Below are 12,170 nucleotides of genomic sequence, written 5' to 3'. Positions count from 1 at the left end.
ATTCACAACGGTTTGCGCACAGCAGCGTTAACCAGGGTTTCATTGCGCAGGCCCACGGCCTTGGGCTTGAGCAGCTTCCAGCGCTCCAGCAACCCGAAGTCGCTGGAACGGCTCCACCACAGGTACGGGTAGGAGACATTCTCTGGGCCGAATTCAAAGCCCTGGTCACGCAGCATCTGCAAATATTCCTCGGCGGTACGCTGCACATGCATGGGGTGGCGGAACAGCCAGCGGATCACCCACGTATCGATGTAGTACTTGGTCGACTCGGCAAACAGCAGCCAGCCACCGGGTTTGAGCACCCGCCAGAACTCGGCCAGTGCCGCTTCCTGTTCCACCAGGTGGTGGAAGGTCTGGTGGCAAAACACCACGTCGACGCTGGCGTCCGGCAGCTGGATCGACGCGCAGTCGCTGCTGTGCAGCTGCACCGCCAAGCCTTCGCGTTCAGCTTCAGCGCGGCTCATCACCAGGCTGTGCGGGTCGGCATCCAGGCCCAACAGCTGGGCCGGGGCAAAGGCGTTCTGCAACAGGCGAAAGGACTTGCCCTGGCCGCAGCCGGCATCCAGCAGCACCGCGCCTTCGGGCAGCGGTTGTCCGAGCAGGTTTTTCAGGTCGTTGATCGCCACGCGCAGCACATGGTGCTGCCATACGTGGCTCTGCAGAAACCAGAAGCCGAAGCGGGTTTCCTCGACGTACTTGTTGCCCGCCGGGTTGTGGGGCACGGGCTGCATCGGTGCATTCATGGCGTCCCTTCCTGTCTGGTTACGAGGTGGCGCAAAGCTCGGCCAATACCCGCAGGCGGCGCTTGGGCTCGGCGACGTAGGGGTTTTTCAGGTCCCACGCGTAGCCTGCAAGAATCGAGCTGATCATGCGGCGAATTTCCGGCGAGCTGCCGCGATGGTAGATCACGTCCTGGAAGCTCTCGTCGTACCAGCCTTCCACATACGCGCGGAACGCATCCACGCCGCGCTTCAGTGGCGCGGCGAATTCCACTTCCCAGTCCACCGTCTCGCCATTCAACTGACGATTGAGCAAACCGGCAGCCATGCTCGCCGACCGCATGGCGATGGTGACGCCGGAGGAGAACACCGGGTCGAGAAATTCAGCGGCATTGCCCAGCAGCGCAAAGCCCGCGCCGTGCAAGGTTTTGACGTTGGCCGAGTAGCCACCGAGGCTGCGCACCGGGGTGTCCCACACGGCGTTCTTGATCAGGTTGCCCAGGCTTGGCGTCTCGGCGATAAAGCTGCGCAGCGCAGCTTCCAGGTCTTCCGGGCGGCCCTGGTAGCGCTCGCTGGAGGCGACTACGCCCATCGAGCAACGGCCGTTGCTGAACGGGATCAGCCAGAACCATACGTCACGCATGGTCGGGTGGGTGGTCACGAGGATTTTTTCGCGGTCGAAGGTCGCGTCGTCGATGCGGTCTTCGATATGGGTAAATAGCGCCTGGCGCACCGGGAAGGCCGACGGCGCTTCCAGATCGAGCAAGCGCGGCAGCACGCGGCCATAGCCGCTGGCGTCGAGCACGAAGTCAGCCTGCACCTGGTACTCGCTACCATCCAGACGGCGCACGGTGGCGGTCGGTTTGGCGCTGAAATCGGTGGCGATGATTTCTTCTTCGTAGCGGATTTCCACGCCCTGCAATTCGGCCTGATCGGCCAGCAGTTTGTCGAAGGTGGCGCGCTGCACCTGGAAGGTCCAGCCCTTGCCTCGGTGAATTTTTCGCGGAAGTCAAAATGCGTACGGCGCTCGCCCCAGGCAAATGCGGCGCCGTTCTTGCGCTGGAAACCAGCGGCTTCGACGGCCTCGAGCATGCCGGCTTCTTCGACAAAATCCAGGCAGTGGGCCAACAGGCTTTCGCCGATCGAGAAGCGCGGGAATTGCTGGCGCTCGATGATCAGCACGTCGTGCCCGTTGCGTTTGAGCAAGGCCGCGGCGATAGCACCCGACGGACCTGCGCCAATAACCAGAACGCGGCGCTGTTCCACTTCAAGCGACACCATGGGACCTCCTTGTAGGCGAAAAAATACGGCGTTTACCCACACCCAACAGTGCCGGCAACAGGGTAGAAAACAGGCTCATCAGCAGCAGGCTGAAATAGGTCAGGGCGTCGATCAGTTGCAGTTGCAGCAACAGGTTGAGGAACACCACTTCGGTCAGGCCGCGAATATTGAGCAGCACACTTTCCGACCATTTCAGACGCTGGCTGGCACCGGGCATGGCCCAGTGCAAACCGAGCCAGCTGCCGAGCAGTTTGCTCAACACCGGCAGCATCAACAGGGCTCCCAGGTTGAGCCAGGAATAGCTGTCGCCGATGCCGTGAAAATCCACCCGCAGCACGCCGCAGGTAAGAATCAGCGGAATGGCCAGGCCGTTGAGCAGCAGCTTCCACTGGCGCGCCGGCAGGGGCAGGGCGAAGGGTTGTTTCAGCCAGGCCAGGCACAGCATATAGCCGATGCCAAACACCAGGGCATTGAGCTTGAGCTGCTGGAACACCAGCATCAGGGCGAAGAACGGCAGGCTGTAAAACAGCGCGTGGCGCAGGCGTAGCAGCTTGTGCAACACCAGCGGCAACGCGGCGGCGAGCACCGGCCACAGCAGGGTATGCGGGTCGGCGCTGCCTTGCGCCAGGCCGAACAGGCTCCAGCACATCAGGTCCATCAGAATGGCCGCGTGCAGCAGGCGTTTGATGCCTTCGGGCGGGTACTGAATGTTCTGCAAATACAAAAACAGCACCGGAATCGCGGTGATGGAAAACAGCAGGCCGATGCCAATCGCGCTCAGCCAGCTGCGCTCACCGGGCAGCAACCACAGCGCCGCCGCCAGGCCCGCCAGCAGCGGCACGAGAAAACTCGGCAGGGCGATTTTCAGGCTGGAACTGCTCACCTCAAGGTCGACCACATCGCTGAGGATATAGCCCAGCAGTAGGGCGAAACTCAGGTTGTACAGCAGGCTTAACCAGGTCGGTGCCAGCAGGTCTTTGGCAGTCAGTTGCCAGTGCGGCTCCACCCAGCCGAGCAGCAGCGCAGGAATGGCGATGCTCGCCACCAGCAGTTGGCCGACGATGGGAATCAGGCGCTGACGGCCGAGTAGCGCAACGGCGCCGTACACGGCCAATGCCAGTAACCAGAAGACAATAACGTTCACGGCAGATGTTCCTTATCCGGGTGGCTGTCGTGTTCACCCGCCCAGGGCGACAGCAGAAAACTGAAGGTCAGACCGATGCTGATGGTCAGGCCAAAGTTACTCACCGCAGGCGTGCTGGACAGCGCCAACAGACCAAAGGACAGCCAGGTGGTCAGCGCCGACAGCAACGTCCCCAGCAAACTGGTGGCCGCACCGCCCACCCGTTCACGCATGATGATCGCGTAGTCCACGCCGATGGCCGTCACCAGAAGCAAACCGAACAGGCTGAACAGCGTCAGCGGCTGGCCCAGCCAACCGAGGCTAGCCAGGCTGGCCAAGGCGGCGAGCAGCGACACCGCCAATACCCGCGCCGCGCCGCGCGGGCCGAACGGCAGGCAGAGCAGGGCGAAAATCAGCAGGCAGGAAGCCAGTTTCAATTCTGCCGCGCTGATCTGCGTGGCGGCGAACAGGCGGTTCAACTGGCCCAGGCGGTCCACCAGTTTTACCCCCGGCAACCCGTCTGCCTGGGCCGCCAGCAAATCGGTGTTGCTCAGGCCCTGCAGGCTCACCAGCCCAGCCACCTGGCCGTCGCCGTCGCTGCCCAGCCACAGGTTGCGCCACGGCTCGCCGAGGGTGCCGGCCAGGCTTTGTTCGATGTTGCGATCCGGCAGGGCCTGCAGCTGACGCACTTCTTCCTGCACCTGCTCGCGGGTAACGCCAAGCGCTTGCAGGGCCTCACTGGCCGCCGGTACTTGATCGAGCGACGCACGCAGGCTGGCCTGTTCGGAGGCCGGCGCTACCAGTTGGCTCAGGGCCATATAGTTTTTCAGCTGGCCGCCGGCAATCAGCGTATCCAGACGTTCGCTCAGCACCTGCTGGCGCTGCAGCAGTTGCTCTTCGTCTTTGCCGCGCACCAGGTAGAACTGGCTGGTGGGCTGAAAGCCGATGATTTTGCTGATGGCTATCGACTGTTGCAGCAGCGCCGGCGGCGTACTGGCCCACTGGCGCAGGTCGTCTTTGTGCTGGAGCTGGAAAACGCCTGCGGCGCAGAACAGCAGAAAAATCAGCAGCAGCCACGGCGTGCCTATACGCAGCAAAAGCCGGCGGCGCCAATCGAGCAGGCGCTCGGCCAGGCCATACGGTTTGTTCCACGGCACGATCTGCACCTTGCCCAGCAAAGCCGGCAACAGGCACACCGCACACAGGTAGGAACCGAGCAGCCCGGCCGAGGAGAAAATCGCCACCTGGCTCAGCGCCGGGAACGGCGTAAAGGCTAGCGCCAGGTAACCGATGACATTGGTGGCCAGGCCCAGGCTCAGGCCGAGGAAGGTGGCGCGCAGAGCTTTCCAACTGTTCCACGGTTGCAGCGTCCAGCTTTTGGACAGCAGGTGCAGCGGGTAGTCGATGGCCACGCCGATCAGGCTGGCGCCGAGCACCAGGGTCAGCACATGGATGGTGCCGAACACCGCCACCGTCGCGGTCAGTCCGGCGAGCACGCCGATGGCGGCCGGCAGCAAGGCCATCAGCACGCGCATCCGGCGGAAGGCCAACAGCATCAGCAGCAAGGCGCCGACGCTGGAAATGCTGCCCATAAAACTGATTTCACTGGTGGCCTGGCGCTGGCCGTGGGCCGAGTACAGCAGGCCGCTGCTGGCGAGCAGTTCGCCGCCTTGCGCTTCGATGTCGGTGCGGGCGTTGGCCACCAGGGTTTCCACCGCCAGCGGCAGGTTGCCGTCGAAGGCATCACCGCGGGTGCGGGCGCGCAGCAAGGCCCAGGTTTTGCCTTCGCTCTCGGCCAGCAAGGCGCCGCTCAGGTCGACCTGCACGTTATGAAAATGCGGCAGGCTTTTTTCGATGCGTGCGCCCAGGCCTAGCCAGTCCTGTTCGGTGCTGAGCAGGCCTTGGCTGTGGAACGGATCAAAGAGGTCTTGCACGCGGCGTTCGACAAAGGCGCGCGGGTCTTGCTGAAGCAGCTGGCGGTCCGGGGTGTCGAGCAGCGCCAGGCGGCTGTCGAGCAGTTGCTGGCGCAGTTGGGCGAGGTCGTAGTTGACGTCCCATTGCACCTTTTCAAACAGTTTTTCCTGCTGCCATTGCGCGCCGATCACGGCGGCCTGGCGCAGGGTTTTCTGCCGATCGGGAAAGCTGATCAGCAACACCAACTCGCGGTTCAGCGGCTCGGCGATGATCTTTTCCGCGCGCTGTTCCAGCACATCCGGCGTGTCGCTGGGCACCAGCTCCAGCAGGTTGGCGGAGATCGGCGCGCCCGCGCGCCATTGCCAGGCGGTGAGCGCCAGCAAGGCCACCAGGGCGACGGTAAAGAGCCGTGGGCCCCAGTGCTCAATCCGCGAAAGCATGACGGTCCGTGTCACTGAGCTGGCTGTCGGCGTGGCTGTCGGTCAGGCGTAGCACCGTGCTGTCGCCCTGGGTTTCGCGCAGTTCGATTCGCGCCACCTGCTCGCCACCGGAAATCTGGATAGCGGTGAATATCTGCTTGAGCAGCAGGCTGCGCGGCACCAGGTCGAGCGTCCAGGCGTTGGCTTCGCCGGTTAGTGTCAGCTCGAAGTCCTGGCGCAGGCCGCTGCTGTCGCCTTTGAGCACGGCGAGAAACAGGCGGTTTTGCTGCGCGCTGGCGTTCTGTTGCGGCACCTGCTGCCAGCCTTGCGGCGTGCGTTTGGCGATGCCGTTGCCGTCGATGCGGTAGTCCTGTTGCAGCGGTTTTTCCAGCAGCCAGAGCAGGCCGAGGTCGCGGCTCAGCACAAACTGGCCGGTGCTGGTCAGCGGCTTGGGCAGCGCGCGCAGGTGTTTTTCCTGAATAAACGGGCCACGCACCACGGCGGGTTTGGCCAACTGGGCGGCCAACTGATCGAGGTCGAACGCGTGCGCCAGTGGCGCTAGCGCCAGGGTCAGCAGCAGGGCAAGAAAGCGTTTCATGCGATGGCGCGCTCCACGGCTTGAACGAACACGGTGGGGGAGGCCAGCTGCATTTCCAGGCTGGCGATTTCCACAGCCACCTGCACGCTGCTGGCGCGGGTCATGCGCTCGCCCGTTGCGGCATCGGTGATCAGGTAATTGATCTTCAGGCGGTTCTCCCACTCCACCAGATCGGCACGCACCGTCAGGCGCTGGCCGAACTTGGCGCCGCGCATGTAGCGCAGCTGCAGGTCGATGATCGGCCAGGCGTAACCGGCGTCGCGCATGTTGGCGTAGTTATGACCGATCTTGTCCAGCAGGGCGCAGCGCGCCACTTCCAGGTATTTGACGTAGTGGCCGTGCCAGACCACTTCCATCATGTCGACGTCGAAGAACGGCACGAGCACTTCCACCTCGGCCTGAATCACCCCATTGCTACGCATACAGGCTCCAATGGCGGCTGCGGATGCGGGTCAGGCACAGGCGCAGTTCACGCTCCAGCGCGCGGTCTTCGATCACCGGCGGGAAGTCTTCGCCCAGTTGCTGGTGCATGGCGGCCAAGGACGGCGGCAGCGGCCGCGCGTCTTCTTCGTGGCCACGCAGCCATACGCCCTGATTGGCGGCGATGAGGGTGGCGGCGGCCACCTGTTCGGTCAGCTCCAGGCTGCGCAGGGCATCGCGCGCGGCGATGGTGCCCATGCTCACTTTGTCCTGGTTATGGCATTCGGTGGAGCGCGAGAACACGCTGGCCGGCATGCTGTTTTTCAGCGCCTCGGCGGTCCAGGCACTGGCGCCGATCTGCACGGCCTTGAAGCCGTGGTTGATCATGGCGGTGTGCGCCGGTGCGCCGGAGAGGTTGCTCGGCAGGCCGTGGTTATAGCGGGTGTCGACCAGCAGGGCGAGCTGACGGTCGAGCAGGTCGGCGACGTTGGCCACCAGGTTTTTCAGACCGTCCATGGCAAAGGCGATATGCCCACCATAGAAGTGCCCGCCGTGCAGCACGCGTTCGGCTTCGGCGTCGATGATCGGGTTGTCGTTGGCGCTGTTCAGCTCGATTTCGATGAACTGGCGCAGCCAGCCCAGGCTGTCGGCCAGCACGCCGAGCACGTGCGGCGCGCAGCGCAGCGAGTAGCGGTCTTGCAGGCGATGCAGCGGCGCGGTCGGTGCGTCGATGGCCAGGTCTTTGCGCAACCAGGCGGCCACCTGGGTTTGCCCCGGATGCGGCTTGGCGGCAAACAGGCGCTCGTCGAAGTGCTCCGGGTTGCCTTGCAGTGCGACGACGTTCAGCGCGGTGATGCGCGTAGCCAGTTGCAGCAGGTAGTCGGCGCGCGAATACGCCAGGCATGCCAGGCCGGTCATCACGGCGGTGCCGTTCATCAAGGCCAGGGCTTCTTTCGGGCGCAGGGTCAGCGGTTGCCAATCCAGCTCGGCATGCACGTCGGCAGCGCTGCGCACTTCACCTTTGTAGAGCACGTCGCGCACGCCGGTGAGGGTGGCGGCCACATAGGAGAGCGGGGTCAAGTCGCCGCTGGCGCCCACCGAGCCTTCTTCGGGAATCAGCGGCAGAACGTCGTGGTCGAGGAAGGCTTGCAGGCGTTCCAGCAGCTCAACACGCACACCGGAAACGCCCTGGCACAGCGACTGCAACCGCGCCGCCAGCACCGCACGGGTGGCTACCGGGTCGAGCAGTTTGCCCAGGCCGCAGCCGTGGAAGGTGAACAGGTGTTGCGGCAGGGCCTCCACATGCTCCAGCGGCACGGCCACCACGCAGGAGTCGCCGTAGCCGGTGGTGACGCCGTAGATCACGCCTTCCTTGTCCAGCAGCGAGTCAAGAAACTGCGCGCCTTTGGCAATGCGCTGGCGGAACGCGCTGTCGCTTTGCAGGGCGGTCGGGCTGCGTTGTTCGGCCAGGCTGACCACTTGCTCGATGCTAAGCGGTTGGGCGCCGAACACGACGGTGGGGGCGTGCGTGTTAGTCATGGGCAATCCAGAAAGGGAAGAAGTTGAACCATTGCTGCGGCGCCTTGAGGCAGTAGTGCGCCAGCCGCTCGGCATACGCTTGGGCGTGGCGCTCGATCACCTGGTCGCGTTCGCTTCGGCGCCATTCAATGCGCTCGGCGAAAGGTTCCAGGGTGACCTGGTAGCGGCCGTTGAGTTTGAGACAGAAGAGCAAATTGATCGGGCATTGCAGCAGGCCGGCCAACAGCCACGGGCCTTGCGGCAGTTCGGCCGGGGCACCGAGAAAATCCACCCGGGCGCGGCGCCCGCCATGCAGCGGCACGCGGTCGCCGGCAATCGCCAGCCACTCGCCGCGCTCCAGGCGCTGGCTAAGTTGCAGCATGATGCCAGCGTCCAGCTCGCTGACCTGAATCAGGCGCAAATGGGTGGCGCCGGCCTGGTTCAGCAGGCGGTTGAACTGCTCGGCGTGCTTGGTGTGCACCAGCACATTCATCTGCACTTTCTCGCCGAGTTCGGCCAGGGCGCGACAGACTTCGAGGTTGCCCAGGTGCGCGCCTACCAGCATCTGCCCGCGTTTTTCGCGGTGCAGCTTGCCGCGAATATCGTCGGCGTCGAGCAGGGTGATCTGCTCCAGCCCCAGGCGCCCGCTCCACACATCGAGCTTGTCGAGCAGGGTGTCGGCGAAGGCCATAAATTGGTTGAACACCGAGCGCCGGGTTGGCTGCAATTCAGACCGCCCGCTCCAGCTGGCCAGGCGCTGCTGGTACTCGCGCACGCTGTGCCGCGCACTGCGCCCGGCCACATAGAAATACAGCACGATCACATGCAGCAGCGGGCTCAGTACGCGGCGCCCGAGGTTGCGCGCCAGCCATGCTGTCACGCTCATCAGCAGGTAGCTGCCGCGCTCGTTGTGCTTGGCCCAGTGCTCGCTGCTCATGCGAACACCCTCTTGGCCAGAATGACCGGCGAGCGCCAGAGCATGCCGAAGAACAGTTTGGCGTGCATTTTCGAGATCAGCACGTTGTCCAGCAGCAGGCGGAAATGCGACAGGCCGTCCTGCGGGTAATGCACCTTGATCGGCAGCCAGCTCATGGGTTGGTTGCGCCAGCTCAGGCGCACCAGAATCTCGGTATCAAAATCCATGCGCTTGCCGATGTTCACCGCGTTGATCAGCGCCAGGGTCGGCGTCAGCGGGTAGATGCGAAAGCCGCACATGGAGTCGCGAATTTGCAGCGACAGGCTGTTGATCCACACCCACACATGGGTGAGGTAACGGGCATACAAACGGCCCTTGGGCACGCTGTGGTCGTACTGTGGATAACCGCAAATCAGGGTGTTGGGTTGCGCGGCGGACTGCTGCAGAAAAATGCGCAGATTTTCCAGGTCGTGCTGGCCATCGGCGTCCACTTGCAGCGCATGGCTAAAGCCCAGATTGGCCGCTTCGCGCAGGCCGGCCATCACCGCGCCGCCTTTGCCCTGGTTGACCGGCAGATGCACGACATAGGTGTCGGCCTGCTCGCCCAATTGGTCGATTACCACGGTGCATTCCGGGCTGGAGGCATCGTTGACCAGCACACACGGCAAGCCAGCGGCGCGCAGGGCGTCCACCACGGCGGGCAGGGCGTGCTCGTGGTTGTACACGGGAATCACGGCGCACACGCGGTGCGCGGCTGGGGCGTCAGGCAACGACACGCGCGGCCTCCAGCAGAATGCGCCCAGACGAGCAGGCAGCCTCGCCATTGCGGTAGCTGAAATACAACTTGCCGCGCTCGGCATCAAACCGCAGGTGCAGTTGCAGGCGGTCACCGGGGCGGGCCAGTTGCTGGAACTTCAGCACTTCCATGCCGCAGAACCGCGGCGGTAAATCCATCAGGCCATGGGCCAGGGTTTGCGCCCAATCGACTTGCACCACACCAGGCAGAATCGGCGTTTTCGGGAAGTGGCCGCTGAAGTGCGCGAGGTCCAGTGGCACGTCCAGCTCCAGGTGCCACTCGCCGTTTTCTTCGCGTTGGCTGACCACTTCCGGCAGCAGCGTGCGCGGTGCGTAAAGCGCTTGTTCCAGCACCGCCTGGGGCAGCTTGCCCTGGGCATTGAGCGGCAGATGACGCACCAGCCGCCAGCGACGTGGCAGGGCCAGCGCAATGCAATGCGGGCTCAGGTGCTGACGCAGGCTGTCGGTAACGGCGCGGCGCCCTTGGTTGCGCAGGGCATGCAGGCCGGCATCGTTCAGGGCGACCAGCGCGCCGAGGTAGGCGCGTTTGTCTTGCACCACGCCAAAGCGCGCGTCCGCCACCCACGGGTGACTGGCCAGCGCCTGCTCAAGCATGGGCAGGGAGATGCGTTTTTCTTCCAGTTTGACGATGCGGTCCAGGCGCCCGAGCAGCTCGAAGCGGCCGTCAGCGTTAAGCGTGGCGCCGTCAGCGGTCTGCTCGGTGTGGCCGGGGGCGAGGTACGGCGAGCGGATAAACAGCGCGCCTTCATCGTTCAAACCCACCTCGACATCGGCAAACGGCTGCCACAGCGAACCGCCCTGACGCCAGGCGATGCCGCCGGTTTCCGAGCTGCCGAAGATTTCGGTCGGCACCTGGCCGAGCAAGTCGCCCAACTGCGCCGCCGTGTCGGCCGGCAGCGCGCCGCCGGAGGAAAACACCCGACGCACCCGCCCCAGGGCTTGCCAGTCGAGGTTGTCGCCCATGCGCTTGAGCAGCGCCGGGCTGGCGATCCAGGCGAAGTTTGGCTGGGCCAGGCTCCAGCGTTGCAGGTCTTCCGGAAACGGCTGGGCGCGGCGGATAAATACCCGGCCGGCACACAGCGGCCACAACACGCGGAATAGCAGGCCATAGATATGCTGCGCGGCCACGCTGCCGACGATCACCGCATCGCCCAGTTCCTCGCCCCACAGCGCTTGCAGACCAAGCACTTCAGCGTGCATCTGGCGCAGGGTTTTATCGATCAGCTTGGGCTCGCCGCTGGAGCCGGAGGTGCACAGCGTCAGGCCGATGAAATCGAGGTCCAGCTCGGCCGCTGGCAGCGGTTCGGCATACAACTCGGCCAGGCGTGCATCGCCGTCCTGCTCACTTATCCACAGGTCGACATGCGGGGTCAGGCGCTCGCGGCTCTGCGCCTGCAAGTCGGCCGGCAGCAGTACACGCACGCCGGCACGCCAGGCGCCGAGCAGGGCAATGGCCAGCTCGCCGCTGTCTTCCAGGTGCACCGCCAGGTTGCGAACGCCGCGCGCTTGCAGGCCGGCGGCCAGGCTTAGCGCCTGTAGGCAGAGGTCGGCATGGGACAGCGCCGGTTCAATCGTGACCGGGCGCGCCAGCGCAGGGCTGAGCAGGTGTTGCAGGTCAATCCACTTACTCATACATGGCCTCGCACACGTTGGCGCACCAGCCATTCACCGGCGAACAACATGCCCATCAAAACGTAGGAAATCACCCCGGTGTACAGCGTCCACCAACTGATGGGTGCCCACAGGGTCAGCGCGCTCACCAGCACGGCATTGAACAGAAAGAAACCCACCCACACTTTGGTCACCTGCCGCGTGTAGGCAATCGCCACCTCGGGCAACTCCGGCTCGCGCAGGCGCGCCAGGCGCTCCACCATCGGCGGGCCGAACTTCAGGCTCAGGCCGAACAGAGCCAGGCCAAACAGGCTGATCAGCGCCGGGTACCAGCGCAGCAGGGTAGGGCTGTCGACCACACCCAGCAGCACACAGAAACTCAAGGCGGCGATGGCCATGCCGCGGCTACCCGGCTTGTTGCCCTGAGTTAAAAAGCGCGCCAGCCACAAGCCACCCAGCAGCAACGCGAAAAAGCGCGGTGCCAGGTGTTGGTGGCCGTAATACACGGCAAAGGGGTAGGCGAGCCCGGCCACCAGCAGCACCAGGCCAATCAGGCGGTTCATACCCGGCTCATCAAGCGGCGGGAGCGTTGACCAGGCGGAAGACCGCCTCGACCACGTCACCGACCGTACGCACGGCCTTGAAGTCTTCGGCGGCGAGTTTCTTGCCGGTTTTGCGCTTGATGTGGTCGATGAGATCGACCGCGTCGATGCTGTCGATTTCCAGGTCCTGGTACAGGTTGGCTTCCAGGGTTACGCGCTCGGGTTCGAGTTCGAACAGTTCAACCAGCGAGTCGCGCAGGGTGCTGAAAATTTCGTCACGGTTTTGCATGGTG

General features: G+C 64.2%; 11 protein-coding genes and 1 pseudogene. All 12 read right to left on the bottom strand.

The genetic code is table 11. From position 1 onward, the window contains the following. Window positions 1–2: 2 nt before the first annotated feature. The 12 genes and pseudogenes from AC0V2S_RS05135 to AC0V2S_RS05080 all read right to left on the bottom strand — a co-directional run bounded on the left by AC0V2S_RS05135 (window position 3) and on the right by AC0V2S_RS05080 (window position 12,166). The gene (locus AC0V2S_RS05135; RefSeq protein ID WP_475508794.1) at window positions 3–743 is read right to left on the bottom strand and encodes a class I SAM-dependent methyltransferase; all 741 of its coding nucleotides are present in this window, start codon (window positions 741–743) and stop codon (window positions 3–5) included. Between the two features lie 19 nt (window positions 744–762). Continuing rightward, window positions 763–2,000 (bottom strand): annotated as a pseudogene (locus AC0V2S_RS05130) (NAD(P)/FAD-dependent oxidoreductase). After that, window positions 1,987–3,144 (bottom strand): sodium:proton antiporter, encoded by a 1,158-nt coding sequence (locus tag AC0V2S_RS05125; protein WP_475508793.1) that lies wholly within the window; start codon window positions 3,142–3,144, stop codon window positions 1,987–1,989. The pseudogene AC0V2S_RS05130 and the gene AC0V2S_RS05125 overlap by 14 nt, the downstream one beginning before the upstream one ends. After that, window positions 3,141–5,477 carry an MMPL family transporter gene (locus AC0V2S_RS05120; RefSeq protein ID WP_475508792.1) on the bottom strand — a complete coding sequence of 779 codons (2,337 nt, stop codon included), beginning with the start codon at window positions 5,475–5,477 and terminating at the stop codon, window positions 3,141–3,143. The genes AC0V2S_RS05125 and AC0V2S_RS05120 overlap by 4 nt, the downstream gene beginning before the upstream one ends. Continuing rightward, window positions 5,461–6,054, bottom strand: a complete 594-nt coding sequence (locus AC0V2S_RS05115) for an outer membrane lipoprotein carrier protein LolA (RefSeq protein WP_475508791.1) — start codon at window positions 6,052–6,054, stop codon at window positions 5,461–5,463. The genes AC0V2S_RS05120 and AC0V2S_RS05115 overlap by 17 nt, the downstream gene beginning before the upstream one ends. After that, a complete protein-coding gene (locus tag AC0V2S_RS05110) occupies window positions 6,051–6,476 on the bottom strand; it encodes an acyl-CoA thioesterase (RefSeq protein ID WP_475508790.1) in 426 nt (141 codons plus the stop codon). The genes AC0V2S_RS05115 and AC0V2S_RS05110 overlap by 4 nt, the downstream gene beginning before the upstream one ends. Next, window positions 6,469–8,013 (bottom strand): HAL/PAL/TAL family ammonia-lyase, encoded by a 1,545-nt coding sequence (locus AC0V2S_RS05105; RefSeq protein ID WP_475508789.1) that lies wholly within the window; start codon window positions 8,011–8,013, stop codon window positions 6,469–6,471. The genes AC0V2S_RS05110 and AC0V2S_RS05105 overlap by 8 nt, the downstream gene beginning before the upstream one ends. Next, window positions 8,006–8,929, bottom strand: a complete 924-nt coding sequence (locus AC0V2S_RS05100; RefSeq protein WP_475508788.1) for an LpxL/LpxP family acyltransferase — start codon at window positions 8,927–8,929, stop codon at window positions 8,006–8,008. Before AC0V2S_RS05100 ends, AC0V2S_RS05105 begins: the two co-directional genes overlap by 8 nt. Beyond that, window positions 8,926–9,678 (bottom strand): glycosyltransferase family 2 protein, encoded by a 753-nt coding sequence (locus AC0V2S_RS05095; protein WP_475508985.1) that lies wholly within the window; start codon window positions 9,676–9,678, stop codon window positions 8,926–8,928. Before AC0V2S_RS05095 ends, AC0V2S_RS05100 begins: the two co-directional genes overlap by 4 nt. Continuing rightward, on the bottom strand, window positions 9,671–11,356 hold the full coding sequence (locus AC0V2S_RS05090; RefSeq protein WP_475508787.1) for an ApeI family dehydratase: 1,686 nt from the start codon (window positions 11,354–11,356) through the stop codon (window positions 9,671–9,673). Before AC0V2S_RS05090 ends, AC0V2S_RS05095 begins: the two co-directional genes overlap by 8 nt. After that, window positions 11,353–11,898, bottom strand: a complete 546-nt coding sequence (locus AC0V2S_RS05085; protein ID WP_475508786.1) for a COG4648 family protein — start codon at window positions 11,896–11,898, stop codon at window positions 11,353–11,355. The genes AC0V2S_RS05090 and AC0V2S_RS05085 overlap by 4 nt, the downstream gene beginning before the upstream one ends. A 10-nt stretch (window positions 11,899–11,908) precedes the next feature. Then, complete coding sequence (locus AC0V2S_RS05080; protein WP_475508785.1) at window positions 11,909–12,166, bottom strand: acyl carrier protein; 258 nt, start codon at window positions 12,164–12,166, stop codon at window positions 11,909–11,911. Window positions 12,167–12,170 lie beyond the last annotated feature (4 nt).

This window comes from Pseudomonas sp. CC11G, assembly GCF_056174845.1.
This window is presented reverse-complemented; position numbering and strand designations above follow the sequence as displayed.